Source organism: Planktotalea frisia (assembly GCF_001890925.1).
In the GTDB taxonomy this organism is placed as follows: domain Bacteria; phylum Pseudomonadota; class Alphaproteobacteria; order Rhodobacterales; family Rhodobacteraceae; genus Planktotalea; species Planktotalea frisia.
Genome location: NZ_MLCB01000202.1, coordinates 1 through 17,242 on the forward strand (window position 1 = coordinate 1; position 17,242 = coordinate 17,242).

Below are 17,242 nucleotides of genomic sequence, written 5' to 3' on the forward strand. Positions count from 1 at the left end.
TCAGACAATTTCCGCGTCATAACCCATGAAAAAATTCGGGTTTTGGGGTAGCAGCGGTATAATTAACAAAAAGTACCTACGTTCTATGCGCGCTCGGATAAGCTTTTGTGACAGCTGTGTAACAGTTTCATGACAACGACTAGCAGATGATATTTTTAAACTCATGCCGTCGGAATAATAACAGTGAATTCAGAGCCTTGCGCTGGAACACTCTTTATTTCCAGACGTCCTTGATGGCGCGCAATGATGTGCTTTGTGATCGCAAGTCCGAGCCCTGTGCCGCCTTTTTCGCGACTCCTGTGACCGTCGATTCGATAAAACCGCTCGGTGAGTCGTGGGATGTGGATCGGATCGAACCCGGGCCCAGCATCACGCACCGCAATTTTGATTGCGCGACAACGCAGTCTTGGATCATGCGCGACGACCGTAGCCTCGATCGTTATTTTCACGCCCTGCCCGCCATAGCGGATCGCATTGTCTATCAAGTTGCTAAACACCTGTCGCAACTGATCGCCTTGCCCCAAGACCACGGGCAATTCCGCACTCATCTCGAGCTGGATATCTGCCCGGTGTTTGGCGGCCAACGGCGCAACATGGGTAACTGTCGTGCTCAACAATTGATCCAAAGCAATTTTTTGCTGAGGACGTTGTCGTTCTTGGGATTCAACGCGGCTAAGCGACAAAAGATCACTGACCAAACGGTTCATGCGGCCCGTTTCTTCAGCCATCATTTCTAAGAACCGCTCATGGGCGTTTTCGTCATTCTTTGCAGGGCCTTGCAAAGTTTCGATAAACCCCGCGACCGCCGTTAGCGGTGTCTTGAGTTCGTGACTGACATTCGCCACAAAATCGCGGTGCACTTGGGTTGTTTTCTCACCTTCAGAGCGATCAATCATCGTCACCAACACACCCGGTGTGTCTTGCGCGATGTGGGCCACATGCACGTCAAATGTTGCGTCACCTGAATCAGTGTTGATTTGAATGCGCGTGTTTTGTTCGCACTTTTGTATTAGGCTTGTTTCAATCGCATCGACAGCAGTAGGCTGTCTTAATGTATTGGTGTAGTTTCGCCCCTCAAGTCCCTCATTAAAAATAGATTTTGCGGCTTTATTGTAACTCACTATCATGCGATTTTGGCTGATGAAAAGCGCAGGCAGCGGCAGTGCATGGACCCATGCCGATATCGCTGTCTGCTTCATGTTTAGACCGCAGCGGCGGCTTGCACCGCTTGCGTGAAAATTTGGTTCAACGCTGCGCTGTCTTCGAGACCGACAGAGACGCGAAAGAACCCTTCGCTCATGCCAAGCGCTTCACGGGCTTCGGGTGTCAAAGCGCGGTGCGAGGAACTTGCGGCGTGCGACAAGGTCGTGCCCACATCCCCGAGCGTCGGTGCGAAGGCGATGCCCTCGGCTGCGCGCGCAAGTGCGTTTGCAGCAGCCCGTCCACCAGCAATCTCAAAGCTGACCATGTTGCAGCCTTGTCCGTTCAATAATGCCTCTGCACGTGCATTATCTGGGTGATCCGCACGCGTTGGATAAAGTACGCGTTTTACGCCTGGCAGCGCTGCGAGATGATCGGCCAGTGCTTTTGCATTGCTCTGCGCGCGCTCAAAGCGAAGGTCAAAGGTCGCAAGTCCGCGCTCGGCGAGCCAGCAATCAAATGGGCTGGCTGTCATGCCGGTTGTGACCGCGAAATCGTAAATCTTTTTTTGTAACGCGGGGTCTTTGGCGGCGACATATCCTAGGGTCACGTCTGAATGGCCCGCGAGTAGTTTGGTGACTGAGTGGATAACGATATCAGCACCATTTTCCAACGGCAGATACCCTCGCGGCGTGGTAAACGTGTTATCGACCATCAAGGTGAGACCGCGCGCGCCACAAAGCGCTGCAATCCCCTCCATATCCGCGACGCGTAATGTCGGGTTGGAGACAACTTCGATCAACACTGCCTTGGTGTTCGGTTGGATTGCTTTCGCGAATGCAGCTGCATCCGTTGGGTCTGCTAGGGATGTCTCAATACCAAAGCGCGGCAAGTCCTCGTTCATTAAACGCAAAGAACGCCCATATAGCTGATCACCGCCGATCACATGATCGCCTGCGCTCAGCGTGCCTGCCAGCGCCGCGAAGACGGCTGACATGCCGGATGAGGTCACAATGCCGCCAGTGCCCCCTTCAAGCGCATCAATACGTTGCGCCAGAACCGTCGCATTGGGATGCCCTTCGCGCGCATATGTAAAGCCTTGCTCGCGTCCTTCGTATTGCGCATCCAACTCGTCAGGTGTCGACGAGGCAAAGGCGACAGCCGTACTCAAAGGCGTCACAATCGGGCGGCTTACACTTTCAGGCGCGCCAACAGGTCGGATCAAGGTTTCCTTAGAGTTACGCATATTTTAGAGAGCCTTCATGTTGTCGCGAAAGTGCCGCATGTTGTCTTGGTAATGAAGTGCCGAGGCGCGCAGGCCTTGGATCGCTTGTTCATCCAACTGACGCACAATCTTGCCCGGTGCACCCATCACGAGCGAACCATCGGGGATGACTTTTCCCTCAGTGATCAACGCACCCGCGCCAATCAAACAATTCTCGCCAATCACAGCGCCATTCAGGACAGTGGCACCCATTCCAATCAGTGAATTGTCACCAATCGTGCACCCATGCAGCATAACTTTATGCCCGATTGTGCACCCTTTTCCTATGGTTAGCGGGTAGCCGCGATCAATGTGCATAACCGTGTTTTCTTGAACGTTTGTTCCTGCGCCAATGTGAATTATCTCGTGATCCGCGCGTATGGTGGAGCAGAACCAGACAGAGCTGCCCTCCTCCATCACGACCTGACCAATGACATTTGCATCAGGTGCGATCCAAGTATCAGCGTGAACGACAGGTTGATACTCACCAAGGGCGTAAAGGGTCATTTCAAATCCTCGAATTGGCTTTGCAAAGCGCGTACGTGCTCTGTCAGATCGGGTTGCTGTGAGCGACGCAGGCGCGTGGCGGTGATGATGGTTTTGAGCTGTTCTTCGGTGTGATCGAGATCATCATTGATCAAGACAAAGTCATAGCCATCCCAGTGTGAAATTTCGTCCCAGCTTTTGGACATGCGCCGCTCTATGATCTCTTCGCTGTCTTTTGCACGGCTCACAAGTCGTCGGTGAAGCTCTGTAATCGAGGGCGGCAAAAGAAAGATGGAAAGGGTGTTTTGCCCAAGTGCAGAATTGCGAATTTGCTGCGCGCCTTGCCAGTCAATGTCAAATAGCACATCTTGGCCTGCATTGATCGCCGCCTCAACAGGACCTTTGGGCGAACCGTAGAAATTGCCGAAGACATGGGCGTGTTCGAGCATTTCGCCTTCGATCACAGCACTCTTAAAGCTTGTTTCATCAGTGAAGTGATAGTCCTGCCCGTCAACTTCGCCGGCTCGTGGCGCGCGCGTGGTCGCGGAGACAGAAAAACGCACGCTATCATCCCACTTGCGCAAACGGCCCGCGAGCGTGGATTTCCCCGCTCCAGAAGGCGACGACAGAATGATCAAAAGACCGCGACGGTCCTTGTTTTGATGGTCGTTGCTTTGGTGATCCACACTCACAGCTTCTTACTCCACATTTTGCACTTGCTCACGCATTTGATCGATCAAAACTTTCAATGCCAGTCCGATCTCAGTCAGTTGTGCATTTTGCGCTTTGGAACAGAGCGTATTTGCCTCACGGTTGAATTCTTGGCACAGAAAATCAAGCTTTCGACCAACAGGAATCCCACTGGCGAGAAGGTCACGCGCAGCGGTGACATGGGCGTGTAGACGGTCGATTTCTTCGATGACATCGGATTTGACAGCAAGCACAGCGATTTCTTGCGCGATGCGGGCTTCGTCCATGTCGGCGCGACTGTCCATAACGCGTGCAATGGCCGCTTCAAAACTGGAACGCATGTCATCTGCGCGCGCGGCCAACAGTGCTTGTGCGGTTTTGGTCAGGGTTTCCACCTCATCAAGTTGACGAGAAAGAACAGCGTGCAAAGACGCGCCTTCTGCGGCGCGCATGGCATCAAAACTGTCCAAAAGTGGTGCGATATCAGCCCGCAGTGCTGCCAATAACCCCTTGCTCGCATCTCGGTTTTGTGGCGCATCCATAACGCCGCGAAAATTCATCACATCGCTCGCGCTCGCGGGGGTTAGGTTCACACCGACGCTGCCTGCTTGATCTTCGATCTGTGCAATTGCATCGAGCACGCGGGTCAGTGCCTCTGGATTTATCTCTAGCGCATTGTCACCCGCGTCGCGCGAAATACGCAGGTTCAAGGAAACAGAGCCACGCGAAACGATGGCGCTGACCTGTTTGCGTAAATCGGCCTCTAGCGCGCCAAGCCAATCGGGCATGCGAAACCGCAGATCAAAGCCTTTGCCATTGACTGAGCGCAGCTCCCAGCTCCAAGTGAAGCCCTCTGCTTGTCCGGCGCGCGCGGCAAAGCCGGTCATAGATGTGAGGCGCTGAGTGCTTGCCATCAATGTCTCTCTTTCAATCGGTGTCACGTATCATTTCGTTTGCTGTGCGAGTTACGCCAATTTGAGGGGGCGCTGCAAGTTTTGCGACGCGTGCAGACATCTCGCGTTAACTTTTGCGTTAACCACAAGGTGAGTTTTCACTCAATTTTTCGCTGAGTTTGATCTATTAAGGGATTTGTAACCTCCATTGAGATACCTTTAAACAAGAGCATTCACCTGCCCGCAAATATGTGGGTGGTGCTCTGAATTTGAACAAAGGCAGTACCGCCCAATGATTGATCGGCCCGACGTCCCTTCGCTTTCTTCTGACAGCTTTTCTTCAGATGAACTTCCCTCTGTCGACAATGTGGTTGAACTGCAAAACACAACTTGCGCGCAAAGCAGCACAACGTTCCAGGCCTGCGCTGATCTATATGACTACTGGCAACATCTGCGCGGCACGCGCCAAATGCCTGCACGGAGCGAGTTTGATCCACGCGATATCACAAGCGCGCTTTCGGCGACCTTTGTCGCAGAGAAAGTAGCTCCGCGTGTGGCACGTATTCGTGTGTCTGGATCTGTGTTGAACGACACGCTCGGCATGGATGTGCGCGGCATGCCAATCACGGCCCTGTTTGATCCAATGGCGCGCGATACCGTTGCCGAAGCGATCAATGATCTGTTCGCTGGACCGTCCATGGTGGTTCTTGATTTGACGTCGCGACGTGGGTTCCAGCGCAAAGCCTCTCATGCGCGTATGCTGTTGCTTCCAATGAGCGACGCTGCAGGGAATATCACCCGCGTTGTCGGCTGTTTGGACATAGAGGGTGAGCTCCCTAAGACGCCGTGCCGCTTTAAGGTGAGTTCACTGCGCCAAACGGAAGTCACAGGCGAAGCGCCCAAGGCAGTCCAGATCGAAACCCCGTTTGAACCCACGATGCCCATGCCCGAAACGACGCGCAGCTTTGCCTTCGCCGAAAACACCGTTCCATTTCACCAAAAGCGTCACGATGATGTGTCGCGTAATGTGAATGAACTCGAAGGCCGCGCAAATCTGCGATTGGTCGTCGACAACGACGTTTAAACGAAAAACGCCCCGCAAAATGCAGGGCGTTTCTTTGTATTGTTCAGATTTTGTTAAACTGCTTGCGCCTGCGCCTGTTGGCGACGCGCTGAGAGTTCTTCGGCCACAAGGAACGCAAGTTCCAAAGACTGGCTCGCATTCAAACGTGGGTCACAAGCTGTGTGATAGCGATCAGAGAGGTCCTCGTCGCTGACAGCGCGCACGCCGCCTGTGCATTCCGTCACATCCTGACCCGTCATCTCAAAATGTACACCGCCTGGGATCGTGCCCTCAGCTGCGTGCACGCCAAAGAAGTCGCGCACTTCGCGCAGCACACTTTCAAACGGACGGGTTTTGTAGCCTGACGCAGATTTGATCGTGTTGCCGTGCATCGGATCACAAGTCCAAAGAACCTCTGCTCCCTCTTCGCGCACGGCTTTAACGAGACGTGGAAGATGCTCGGACACGTTGCCTGCGCCAAAACGCGCAATCAGGGTCAAGCGGCCCTGCTCGTTGGTCGGGTTCAGCTTGTTCATCAGAACCTTGAGATCATCTGCTGTCGTCGTGGGACCACATTTCAAACCAATCGGGTTTTGCACGCCGCGTGCGTATTCCACATGCGCGCCGTCTGGTTGACGTGTGCGATCCCCGATCCAGATCATGTGACCGGACCCGGCAAGCCATTTGCCCGATGTGCTATCAAGACGGCAAAGTGCCTCTTCATACTCTAGCAAGAGCGATTCATGAGATGTGTAGAAATCGACCGTCTGCAAGTTTGGTTCTTGCGTGCTATCGAGACCTGCCGCTTTCATGAAATCAAGCGTGTCGCCGATGCGGTTGGCCATTTCACGGTACTCTGCGGCTTGCTCACCAGCGGTAAAGCCAAGCGTCCATGCGTGAACCTGATGTACGTCTGCATAACCACCCGTGGAAAACGCCCGTAGCAAATTCAGCGTTGCGGCCGCTTGGGTGTATGCTTGCAGCATCTTTTTCGGATCAGGAATGCGCGCTTCAGGTGTGAAGGCCAGTTCATTAATGATATCACCGCGGTAGCTGGGCAATTCTACGCCATCGATTGTTTCTGTATTCGCTGAGCGTGGCTTGGCGAACTGGCCCGCCATGCGGCCCACTTTGACGACAGGCACTTTCGCGCCGTATGTCAGAACCATTGCCATTTGCAGCATCACTTTGAACGTGTCGCGAATGCCGTCTGCGCTGAACTGCTCAAAGCTCTCCGCACAATCGCCCCCCTGCAGCAAAAACGCGTCACCGCGCGCAGCTGCTGCAAGTTGGGATTTGAGCTTGCGCACTTCGCCCGCAAAAACCAGCGGTGGATAAGCAGAGAGCTGACCTTCAACAGCGGCCAATGCCGCCGCATCTGTATACTCGGGCATTTGGATCCGTGGCTTGTTGCGCCAGTCCGATTTCTGCCAATCGCTCATCTGTTTTCTCCTAAGAAATAAAGTCTCGAAAGTGCTGTATAAGACGGTGTTAGCGCTATGACCAGCGGGTTATCGCAAAGGTGTTCTTGACGTTGTCGATATGATGCGCTCAAGGTGAAATTGGCACTGCATCCCGTGAATCACTTTCGCCTTTGCTCGCCTCACGATGCGCACGCCCGTGCCCAGCAGGATTTGCAGATTATGACGACCCCCGATGAAGTAAAGATCAGTGTCGAGACTGAAACCGACAAGTCGCGTCGTTTCGTTTTTGTATTGCTCAACGATTTCACGCTTTTGTGCTTTTCCGCAGCGCTCGAGAGTCTTCGGATTGCGAACCGTTTGGCGGGCAAAGATCTCTATTCATGGACGCTTGTGGGTGAAGGGGGCGAAACGGTTTCTTGCTCTGCCGGAACGAAGTTCGCGCTGGATTCGGATCTGACGGAATTGCAGCGCGATGACACAATGCTTTTGTGCGGTGGCGTGAATATCCAGTTCGCAACCAGCAAGAAGCTGTTGAACTGGCTGCGCCGTGAAGCACGCCGTGGTTTGACGGTGGGTGGTTTATGTACCGCGTCTTATTGCATGGCGAAAGCCGGCATGCTGGACGGGAAACGCGCGACAATCCATTGGGAAAACCAGGATAGTTTTCTCGAAGAATTTGATGAGATCGAACTGACCAAGTCGGTGTTTGTGGTCGATGGCAATCGATTGACGACTGCGGGCGGCACATCCTCGATTGATTTGATGTTGAAGCTGATTGCGGATGATCATGGCGAAGAGCTGGCAAATGCGGTGGCGGATCAGTTGATCTACTCTTCCATTCGCACCGATCAGGACACCCAGCGTTTGTCGGTGCCGACGCGCATTGGCGTGCGTCATCCAAAGCTGTCCGCTGTGATCCAGATGATGGAAAACAATATCGAAGAACCGATCAGCCCGTCCGTGTTGGCCAAAGATGTTGGCATGTCTACACGTCAGCTAGAGCGTTTGTTCCGACGCTATCTCAATCGATCCCCCAAGCGGTATTACATGGAGTTGCGTTTGCAAAAGGCGCGCAACTTGTTGATGCAGACGGATATGAGCGTGATCAATGTCGCGCTCGCTTGTGGGTTTGCTTCGCCTTCGCATTTTTCAAAGTGCTACCGCGCGCATTATGACACTACGCCCTATCGGGAACGTGGGTCGCAGGCCGCACGACTTTCGATTTAGGGGGCGCGCGAATTTTCTAGAAAATTCGTTTGGCCTACGGCGTAAGTTTATTTGGAAAGATGAAGTTTATTCAGAGTTCCGTTCCCCACCGACAGGAACCAGATGTTGCCATCGGGTGCTTCGCGGATATCTCTCACGCGGGATGTGGCGTCTGTTTGAATTTGTTGGACTTCGCGCAAAGGTGAGCCGGAAAGGCGCGCGATGTAGTCGAATTTTAAGCTGCCAACGAAGTGATGACCACGCCATTCGCGGTTCAGCTTGCCTGAGTAAATCAGATAACCAGAGGGCGCGATGGATGGGTCCCAATAGTGTTGAGGCTGCTCTAAGCCAGATTTGTTCGTACCTTCGCCAATTTTTCGGCCCGAGTAGTGTTTGCCATAGGAAATAGTTGGCCAGCCGTAGTTTGCCCCTTTGGATACTTGGTTGATTTCATCGCCACCGCGCGCGCCATGTTCGTTGTTCCAGAGATTGCCATCCAGATCGAGCGCGAGACCTTGCGGGTTGCGGTGGCCATAGGACCAGATTTCAGGAAGATGATTGGGCGTGTTCACGAAAGGATTGTCGCTGGGGACTGCACCAGTTTTGGTGATGCGGATGATTGTGCCATTGTGGGTTGCCGGGTTTTGCGCTTGCTCGCGATCCCCGCGATCCCCGATTGTGATGAAGAGCGTGCCATCGCGCCCCTCAACCATGCGAGAGCCGAAGTGACGACCACCGCTTGAGCCTTGGGCCATTTCAAAAATTGTGGTGACATTGGAAAGCGCAACAGTGTTTGGATCAAATTCAGCGCGCATCACAGCCGTTCCAGAGCCACGACCCTGGCGTTTGGCGTAGGTCATAAAGATCGTGCGGGACGTGGTAAAATCGCGCGGGACCACAAGATCGAGCAAGCCACCCTGCCCGTCTACCTCGATGGCAGGAAGACCGGTCACCCGTTTTTGCGCGCCATTCGAATTCCACAATAATGCACCATCGCGTTCGGTGATCAAAACACCGCCCGCGGCGAAACCAAAAGCCCAAGGCGCATCGAGGCCGCTGACGATTGTCTCGATCTTGAGCGTTTGAGCCCTGAGAGCAGCAGGCGCAAGCAAACTGCTGGCAGCGGCAAGAGCGAATTGACGGCGATTGAGGGGCATTGTGTGGTCCTCTTGCAAAACTGTGTGTGTTGATCGAACATATACTCCGCGCGCGCTAAAACCAGTGCGCGCCAAGGTCCTGACGTTTTTTTGATTGGCTTGGCGTAAGCTCTTTTCAAATCCTCGGGCTGTGCATAGGCTGCGCTATCAAATTGATCCTTGGACCCGTGTAGAATCGGGTGACAAAGCGAGGGCTTTTTGACAAGAGCGCGCAAAGACGCTGTGTTGATGGGAGAAATACTGTGATCCGGGTTGAAAACCTGCATAAGCACTTTGGCGGCTTTCATGCTGTTGATGGCGCTTCGCTTGAGATTGCCGAAGGCTCGATCACGGGTCTTGTGGGCCCAAACGGGGCTGGCAAAACGACGCTATTTAATGTGATTGCGGGTGTACTGCCGCCCACATCCGGGCGTGTGTTCATGGCGGGCGAAGACATCACCGGCTTGGCACCGCATGAATTGTTCCACAAAGGTCTGTTGCGCACGTTTCAGATTGCGCATGAATTCAGCTCCATGACCTGTCGTGAGAACCTGATGATGGTGCCGGGTGCGCAATCAGGTGAAACGCTGTGGAACACTTGGTTCGGACGCAAACGGATTGCTGAGGAAGAACGCGCATTGGCGGCGAAAGCTGACGAGGTCCTCGATTTTCTAACGATTTCTCATTTGAGTGACGAAAAGGCGGGAAACCTTTCTGGCGGGCAAAAGAAGCTGTTGGAGCTCGGCCGTACCATGATGGTTGATGCGCGCATTGTTTTTCTGGATGAGGTTGGGGCTGGCGTGAACCGCACGCTTTTAAACACCATTGGCGACGCGATTTTGCGGCTTAACCAAGAACGCGATTACACGTTTTGCATGATCGAACATGACATGGAATTCATTGGACGCCTGTGTGATCCGGTGGTTGTGATGGCTGAGGGCAAAGAGCTCGCGATTGGCACGATTGATGAGATTAAGGCCAATGAGCAAGTCATCGAAGCGTATCTGGGCACCGGTCTCAAGAATAAGGAAACGGCATGATGTGTGCATGCGGTGTGGGGGCTCTGCCCCATTTGATCAAAGATCAAACTCCCCGGGATATTTATAAAGAGAGGAAGCAGCATGTCTGAGCCGTTTCTGATCGGGGAGAATATGACCGGTGGTTACGGAACAGGTGCAGATATCTTGCACGGCTGTACCTTGGCTGTTGAAAAAGGCGAGATTGCTGTGATTGTCGGCCCCAATGGTGCGGGCAAATCGACAGCGATGAAAGCGGTCTTTGGCATGTTGAATTTACGGACGGGTGCCGTGCGTCTTGATGGTGAAGACATCACAGGGCTGACCCCGCAAGCGCGCGTCGGCAAGGGCATGGGCTTTGTGCCGCAAACGTCGAATATTTTCACGTCGTTGACTGTCGAAGAAAACCTCGAGATGGGCGCGTTCATCCGCCGTGATGACATCGCAGAGACGATGGCGCAGGTGTATGAGCTGTTTCCAATTCTGAAGGACAAACGTTCTCAGCCCGCAGGCGAGTTGTCTGGTGGTCAACGTCAACAGGTTGCCGTAGGGCGCGCACTGATGACGCAGCCGCAAGTTTTAATGCTGGATGAGCCCACTGCGGGCGTGTCGCCAATCGTGATGGACGAATTGTTTGATCGCATCATTGAGGTGGCGCGCACCGGAATTTCGATCCTGATGGTGGAGCAAAACGCCCGCCAAGCGCTGGAGATCGCGGATAAAGGGTACGTCTTGGTCCAAGGTCGCAACGGATTTACGGATACTGGAAAGGCCCTGCTTGCCAATCCTGAAGTGCGCAAGAGTTTCTTGGGGGGATGAACATGCCTGTTTTGAAAAATACCATAGCGCCACTCGCGTTGATGATCTCTCTGGTCATGCCTGCGTTCGCACAAAACGCACAGGAAGACGATGGGTCTTACACGTTGCAAAATGCCCCTGTGAAACGCGAGATTGCTTTGATGTGTCGCTTTGAGAGTGAATGTTTTGAAGCGGAAAGCTGCGCGGAAACCACATTTTCCTTTGATCTCAAAGGGCGTGCGGGCGGATTGACGGCAACTGACATGGCGGTGGAAGTCGCAATGGTCAGCGAAATCGGCGATGCCACCTTGATCGGCGTGCGCTCTGGCAGTGCGATGTCGCTCTCGGGCGGAGCATTTGACGCGCGCCATTTGCTGACAATCGCGGAAGGTGGCGCGGCGCGCTACACTTTGCATTACGCGGATGGTCCTATGGCCATTAGCTACCTTGGAGCTTGTGAATGATTGATTTTCTGAACGCGATCGTCGCGCTGTCAAACTTCGTCATTGTGCCTGCCATCGCTTACGGTAGCCAATTGGCGCTTGGCGCGCTTGGGGTCACATTGATCTACGGTATCTTGCGGTTTTCCAACTTTGCACACGGCGACACAATGGCGGCAGGTGCGATGTTCACGATCTTTGTGACGTGGTGGATGCAATCTGTCGGGATTAATCTCGGACCTTTGCCGACGGCGTTGCTCGCCCTGCCCTTTGGTATTCTTGGCTGCATGCTTTTGGTGCTTTTCACCGACCGGTTCGTGTATCGTTTCTACCGCGAGCAGAAAGCGAAACCTGTGATCCTTGTGATCGTCTCTATGGGCGTGATGTTCATTATGAACGGCCTCGTGCGCTTTGCGATTGGACCGGGCGAGCAGCGTTTTTCTGATGGCGAACGCTTCATCATCAACGCGCGCGAGTTCAAAGAGATGACCGGTTTGCGCGAAGGTTTGGCGATCAAAACGTCACAAGGCATTACCGTGATCACCGCGATCATCGTCGTGGTTTTACTGTTCTGGTTTTTGAACCGCACGCGCACAGGTAAATCCATGCGCGCCTATTCGGACAACGAAGATCTTGCGCTGCTCTCGGGCATTAATCCCGAGCGTGTGGTGATGTATACTTGGCTCATTGTGGCGGCTTTGGCGACGACTGCGGGCGTTCTTTATGGTCTCGACAAGAGCTTTAAAGCTTTCACGTATTTCCAGCTTTTGTTGCCGATCTTTGCGTCTGCGATTGTGGGTGGGCTGGGCAGCCCGATTGGAGCGATTGCTGGTGGCTTTGTTATCGCTTTCTCTGAGATTACCATCACATATGCTTGGAAAAAAGTGCTTGTCTACTTGATGCCTGATGCGCTTGAACCCTCTGGGCTGGTGCAGTTGTTGAGTACCGATTACAAATTTGCGGTGTCCTTCGTGATCTTGCTGATCGTATTATTGTTCAAGCCGACAGGCCTGTTTTCGGGGAAAGCCGTATGATCTATCCTTTGAAAAATATTGGCCTTTTCGCGATAATGGCTGGATTGCTCTTCTACACTGGCATGACAGAGAGCTGGAATACGGCGCTCGGCTTGATCAACATGTGTCTGATCTCTGCGATCATGGCGCTTGGGGTCAACCTGCAGTGGGGCTACGCGGGCCTGTTTAATGTAGGTGTCATGGGGTTTGTGGCGCTTGGCGGCTTGGCTGCCGTGCTGATTTCACATGCGCCGGTGACCGAAGCTTGGAGCGCTGGTGGCGTTGGTGTCATCGTCGCACTTTTGACCGGCGTTGCAACGATTGTGCTGGCAACGACGATCATGCGGCGCAAACCTCATAGCCGTACGCGCACGCTGGCGCTGCTGGCTGTCCTTGTTGGCGGATTTTTCCTGTTTCGCGCGCTCTTTGATCCGTCTGTTCTCGCGATCGAAAAGGTGAACCCAGCGGCCACTGGTTTCCTCGGTGGGCTGGGGTTGCCGATCCTCGTTTCTTGGCCCGTTGGGGGTCTTTTGGCGGCAGGTGCTGCTTGGGTCATAGGCAAGACGGCTTTGGGGCTGCGCTCTGATTATCTCGCGATTGCAACACTTGGCATCGCTGAAATTGTTATTGCGATATTGAAGAATGAAGACTGGCTTACACGCGGCGTTAAGAATGTGGCTGGGCTCCAGCGCCCGGTGCCTTACGAGGTCGATCTACAGGCCGATCCTGCGTTTGTAGAGCGCGCCAGCGGTCTTGGGCTAGATGTGATCGAAGCTTCAACACTGTTTGTGAAACTGAATTACTCAGTTCTATTCGCGGTTGTTTTGATTGTCTTACTCGTCATGTTCCAGCTTGCGCTCAAAAGCCCTTGGGGCCGCATGTTACGTGCAATCCGTGACAATGAAGTTGCGGCAGAAGCAATGGGTAAAGACGTGACAGCGCGTCACTTGCAGGTCTTCATCCTCGGGAGCGCGATTTGTGGTCTCGCGGGGGCAATGATGACGACGTTGGATGGCCAATTGATCCCGGGAACCTATCAACCTTTGCGCTTTACGTTCCTCGTTTGGGTCATGGTTATTGTTGGCGGGTCTGGCAATAACATCGGTGCGGTCTTGGGTGGCTTTTTGATTTGGTATCTTTGGATCCAGGTTGAACCTTTGGGCCATTGGTTGATGGGGATTGTGACGTCCGGTATGGCGGATGGAAATGCGCTGAAAGCCCATCTACTAGAAAGCGCGGCTCATATGCGGCTCCTTACGATGGGACTTGTGTTGCTATTGGTCCTACGCTTTAGCCCGCGCGGATTGATCCCTGAGAAGTAACCTTCTTCTTCATCTTTCAAAATAAACTTAAACAAACGCCGGCCCAATTGAGCCGGCGTTTGTTTGTCTAGGAGCCTCGATTTTTTTAGAAAAATCGCGCGCGCGTCAAATCATAGTGCGGTCCAACCACCGTCGACTGAAATCGTTGTGCCTGTGATCTGCGCGGCCGCGTCGGATGCCAAGAACACTGCCGTGCCGCCCAGCTGTTCTACTGTTGCAAACTCTTTGGATGGCTGACGCTTGAGCATCACGTTTTTGATCACATCTTCACGCGACATATCATACTCGCGCATTGTGTCTGGGATCTGCGCTTCTACCAAAGGCGTCAAAACGTATCCCGGACAAATTGCATTCGCAGTGATCGGTTCTTGTGCGGTTTCCAACGCGACTGACTTGGTCATGCCCACAACGCCGTGTTTTGCTGCGATATAGGCGGACTTAAACGGTGACGCTGTAAGTCCATGCGCGGAAGCGATGTTGATCACCCGCCCCCAACCCGCAGCGCGCATCATCGGCAAAGCCGCTGCAGTTGTGTGAAAAGCAGAGGACATGTTGATTGCAATAATCGCGTCCCACTTCTCAACGGGAAATTCGTCAATCGGGGCGACGTGCTGGATGCCCGCATTGTTGATCAGAATATCGCAAACGCCCGCTTTCTCGATCAAGGCACGGCACTGATCGCCCTTTGACATATCTGCCTGAATATAGCGTGCCTCGACGCCGTGATCTTTGGCGATCTGAGCGGCAATAGCATGATCTTCTTCACGATCCGTGAATGAGTTTAAGACAACATGCACGCCCGCTTTCGCCATTTCACGAGCGATTCCCAAACCGATTCCTGAGTTAGATCCGGTGATAACTGCGGTCTTACCTGCGAGTGTCATAATGCGCCTCTTTCCATATGAGCTGAACACGTGTTTCGCGCGCACTCATATCATGGGTCACTCGTAAAATAAGGGCAAAAGCGCATATTCAGCATCGTGCGCAATAACGTGATATGTCTCTGACCCGCTGGCGATAGCACAAAAAAAACCCCAGCACGAAGCTGGGGTTAAGTTATTGAGGCAGGTTTCATACAGGCAAGAAACCTATCGAGCAGTGCGTTACTTATAAGCTTTAAGTTGCCGTAGTCCAAGCAAAAAGTTTGAATAGTCCTGAAAGCCCCGTTACGGTTTTTATCCACAGGCTAAGCATATTAGGGATTGTTAACCAAATGAGATCACTGTTTTTCGCGCGCAAGCTACGCTCAGCAGCGTATATCTTAACGCTCTCGGTATTGCCTGTCAGCCTTGGTGCAGAGCCAAGTCATGGCATTGCTATGTATGGTGATCCTGCCCTTCCACATGATTTTGTGTCCCTCCCTTATACAAATCCTGACGCGCCCAAAGGCGGAAAGATTAGTTTTGGCGAAGTGGGCGGTTTTGATTCGCTCAATCCGCACATCCGAAAAGGCTCTGTGCCTTGGCAACTTCGCTCGCTCGCCTATGAAAGTTTAATGGGCCGATCTTACGGCGAACCCTTCTCAGTTTACGGACTTTTGGCCGAATCGGTGGAGACTGGCCCGAATCGCGAGTGGGTCGAATTCACCCTGCGCGCGGAGGCAAAGTTCTCAGATGGCAGCCCTGTGACCACGCAAGATGTGATTTGGTCCTACGAAACCCTCGGCACGATCGGTCATCCGCGTTATCGCGGATTTTACGGCAAAATCGAAAGCATCAAAGCAACTGGGCCGCGTTCCGTACGGATCACCTTTAATGAGGACAACCGCGAACTTGCATTGATCGCAGGTCTGCGTCCTATCCTGAAGAAAGCACAATGGGACGGCAAGGACTTCGCCAACTCCACGCTCGACGATATTCCCATCGCCTCTTCGCCATATGTGATCACGGACGTGGATGCAGGGCGTTCCGTCACGTTGACCCGCAATCCTGAATATTGGGGCAAAGACGTGCCGTTCCGACGCGGTACGATGAACCTTGATGAGATCAAGATGGAATTTTACGGCGACAGCGCAGTTTTGTTTGAAGCGTTCAAAGCGGGCGAGTTGACAATGCGCCGCGAAAACAATGCAGAAAAGTGGGAGACGCAGTATAGTTTCCCTGCTGTGCAAAGTGGTGATGTGGTGAAATCCCCAATTCCGCATCAACGCCCCACAGGCATGACCGGTTTCGTGATGAACACCCGCAAAGCGCCCTTTGACGATTGGCGCGTGCGCGACGCGCTTTTGCATGCGTTCAATTTTGAGTTTATTAACGACACGCTGACAGGTGGCAGACAGCCGCGCATCAGCTCGTATTTCTCTAACTCTGTGCTTGGGATGCAAGAAGGCGCCGCGACCGGCAAAGTCGCTGAATTCCTTGCGCCTTACAAAGATGACCTGCTTCCGGGGACTCTTGAGGGCTATACATTGCCTGTGTCCGACGGCAGCGCGCGCAATCGCAAAAACATCCGCACAGCGATGAAACTGCTGCAGGATGCGGGTTACTCTGTGGCTGATGGTAAGATGGTCGACGCCAGTGGCAAGCAGCTGAGTTTTGATGTGCTCTTGCGCCAAGGTAATCAAGAAAACCAAGCGATTATGGACATTTACATTAATGCCCTTGCGCGTTTGGGGATCGAAGCGAAGATCTCAACCACCGATGATGCTCAATACACAGAACGCACAGCGACTTACGATTTCGACATGACGTATTACCGTATCGGTCTTTCGCTGAGCCCGGGGAACGAGCAATATCTCTATTGGGGTAGCGAAGGTGTGGACAGCCCGGGCCGGCGCAACTGGATGGGCATGAATGTGCCCGCGGCAGAAGCAATGATCGACAATATCCTCGGCGCACGTTCACAAGAAGATTTTATTGCGGCCACTCGCGCGCTGGATCGGATTTTGATCGCTGGGCGCTATTTCATCCCGCTATATCAATGGCCTTACAGTAACATTGCCCATGCGAAAGAGTTGAAATACCCCGAAACCTTGCCGATTTACGGCGATTGGCTTGGGTTTTTGCCAGAAGTTTGGTGGTGGGAAGAAGGCTAATTCTTAATAACTTTCGCTCAGTAACCTAAAATTAACGAATTCCTGAGAAGCTGTTTGAAACGAGCAGTTTTTTAGGAGTTTTACATGACTTGGGCGCAGTTTGCTTGGAATTGGAAATTTAACCTCTCTGCCTTTATGCAGCGGTTTCCGCATACACCAGAACAAGCGCTTGAACAGGCGCGCATTGGACCAACCGCGCTGTCGCGCGTGATCGCACAAAATCATGATTTGACAGAGCCCGAAGCGCGTGAAGAGCTATACCGCTGCTACCCCAAAACCCGAATTTTTTCATGGGTTATGACGCGGAAATTGTCTGA

Annotated in this window: 17 protein-coding genes; 9 read left to right on the top strand and 8 right to left on the bottom strand. The window is 53.1% G+C overall.

Annotation, left to right across the window (positions count from 1 at the left end; genetic code table 11):
- Positions 1–161 precede the first annotated feature (161 nt).
- The 5 genes from PFRI_RS18635 to PFRI_RS18655 are packed head-to-tail and all read right to left on the bottom strand — an operon-like array spanning position 162 to position 4,494.
- A complete protein-coding gene (locus tag PFRI_RS18635; protein ID WP_072632210.1) occupies positions 162–1,199 on the bottom strand; it encodes an ATP-binding protein in 1,038 nt (345 codons plus the stop codon).
- A 2-nt stretch (positions 1,200–1,201) separates the two neighbouring features.
- Positions 1,202–2,386, bottom strand: a complete 1,185-nt coding sequence (locus tag PFRI_RS18640; RefSeq protein WP_072632211.1) for a trans-sulfuration enzyme family protein — start codon at positions 2,384–2,386, stop codon at positions 1,202–1,204.
- A gap of 3 nt (positions 2,387–2,389) precedes the next feature.
- A complete protein-coding gene (locus PFRI_RS18645; protein WP_072632212.1) occupies positions 2,390–2,911 on the bottom strand; it encodes a gamma carbonic anhydrase family protein in 522 nt (173 codons plus the stop codon).
- On the bottom strand, positions 2,908–3,576 hold the full coding sequence (gene gmk / locus PFRI_RS18650; protein WP_072632213.1) for a guanylate kinase: 669 nt from the start codon (positions 3,574–3,576) through the stop codon (positions 2,908–2,910). Before gmk ends, PFRI_RS18645 begins: the two co-directional genes overlap by 4 nt.
- Positions 3,577–3,588: 12 nt before the next feature.
- Entirely contained in the window at positions 3,589–4,494 is a 906-nt protein-coding gene (locus PFRI_RS18655) for a YicC/YloC family endoribonuclease (RefSeq protein WP_245812473.1), read from the bottom strand.
- 271 nt (positions 4,495–4,765) lie between these two features.
- Here PFRI_RS18655 and PFRI_RS18660 point away from each other — a divergent pair, with 271 nt between their 5' ends.
- Complete coding sequence (locus tag PFRI_RS18660; protein WP_072632214.1) at positions 4,766–5,557, top strand: PAS domain-containing protein; 792 nt, start codon at positions 4,766–4,768, stop codon at positions 5,555–5,557.
- Between the two features lie 53 nt (positions 5,558–5,610).
- On the opposite strand, the gene PFRI_RS18665 is transcribed toward PFRI_RS18660, so the two are convergent.
- The gene (locus PFRI_RS18665) at positions 5,611–6,978 is read right to left on the bottom strand and encodes a class II 3-deoxy-7-phosphoheptulonate synthase (protein ID WP_072632215.1); all 1,368 of its coding nucleotides are present in this window, start codon (positions 6,976–6,978) and stop codon (positions 5,611–5,613) included.
- 201 nt (positions 6,979–7,179) lie between these two features.
- On the opposite strand from PFRI_RS18665, the gene PFRI_RS18670 reads away from it, so the two are divergent.
- Complete coding sequence (locus PFRI_RS18670; RefSeq protein WP_072632216.1) at positions 7,180–8,187, top strand: GlxA family transcriptional regulator; 1,008 nt, start codon at positions 7,180–7,182, stop codon at positions 8,185–8,187.
- A 47-nt stretch (positions 8,188–8,234) separates the two neighbouring features.
- On the opposite strand, the gene PFRI_RS18675 is transcribed toward PFRI_RS18670, so the two are convergent.
- Positions 8,235–9,323: a PQQ-dependent sugar dehydrogenase gene (locus PFRI_RS18675; protein WP_072632217.1), complete on the bottom strand. Its 1,089-nt coding sequence runs from the start codon at positions 9,321–9,323 to the stop codon at positions 8,235–8,237.
- Between the two features lie 242 nt (positions 9,324–9,565).
- Here PFRI_RS18675 and PFRI_RS18680 point away from each other — a divergent pair, with 242 nt between their 5' ends.
- From PFRI_RS18680 to PFRI_RS18700, 5 genes are all read left to right on the top strand, one after another.
- A complete protein-coding gene (locus PFRI_RS18680; RefSeq protein ID WP_072632218.1) occupies positions 9,566–10,342 on the top strand; it encodes an ABC transporter ATP-binding protein in 777 nt (258 codons plus the stop codon).
- A gap of 81 nt (positions 10,343–10,423) precedes the next feature.
- On the top strand, positions 10,424–11,137 hold the full coding sequence (locus PFRI_RS18685) for an ABC transporter ATP-binding protein (RefSeq protein ID WP_072632219.1): 714 nt from the start codon (positions 10,424–10,426) through the stop codon (positions 11,135–11,137).
- 2 nt (positions 11,138–11,139) lie between these two features.
- Positions 11,140–11,580 carry a hypothetical protein gene (locus tag PFRI_RS18690; protein WP_111445591.1) on the top strand — a complete coding sequence of 147 codons (441 nt, stop codon included), beginning with the start codon at positions 11,140–11,142 and terminating at the stop codon, positions 11,578–11,580.
- Positions 11,580–12,590 (top strand): branched-chain amino acid ABC transporter permease, encoded by a 1,011-nt coding sequence (locus tag PFRI_RS18695; RefSeq protein ID WP_072632225.1) that lies wholly within the window; start codon positions 11,580–11,582, stop codon positions 12,588–12,590. The genes PFRI_RS18690 and PFRI_RS18695 overlap by 1 nt, the downstream gene beginning before the upstream one ends.
- Complete coding sequence (locus tag PFRI_RS18700) at positions 12,587–13,891, top strand: branched-chain amino acid ABC transporter permease (RefSeq protein ID WP_072632220.1); 1,305 nt, start codon at positions 12,587–12,589, stop codon at positions 13,889–13,891. Before PFRI_RS18695 ends, PFRI_RS18700 begins: the two co-directional genes overlap by 4 nt.
- A gap of 110 nt (positions 13,892–14,001) precedes the next feature.
- Here PFRI_RS18700 and PFRI_RS18705 read toward each other — a convergent pair whose 3' ends face one another.
- Positions 14,002–14,775 carry a 3-hydroxybutyrate dehydrogenase gene (locus PFRI_RS18705; RefSeq protein WP_072632221.1) on the bottom strand — a complete coding sequence of 258 codons (774 nt, stop codon included), beginning with the start codon at positions 14,773–14,775 and terminating at the stop codon, positions 14,002–14,004.
- Between the two features lie 329 nt (positions 14,776–15,104).
- Here PFRI_RS18705 and PFRI_RS18710 point away from each other — a divergent pair, with 329 nt between their 5' ends.
- Both PFRI_RS18710 and PFRI_RS18715 read left to right on the top strand, forming a co-directional pair.
- Positions 15,105–16,925 (top strand): extracellular solute-binding protein, encoded by a 1,821-nt coding sequence (locus PFRI_RS18710; RefSeq protein ID WP_072632222.1) that lies wholly within the window; start codon positions 15,105–15,107, stop codon positions 16,923–16,925.
- An 84-nt stretch (positions 16,926–17,009) separates the two neighbouring features.
- A partial coding sequence (locus PFRI_RS18715; protein ID WP_139292148.1) for a hypothetical protein occupies positions 17,010–17,242 on the top strand: 233 nt, incomplete at its 3' end.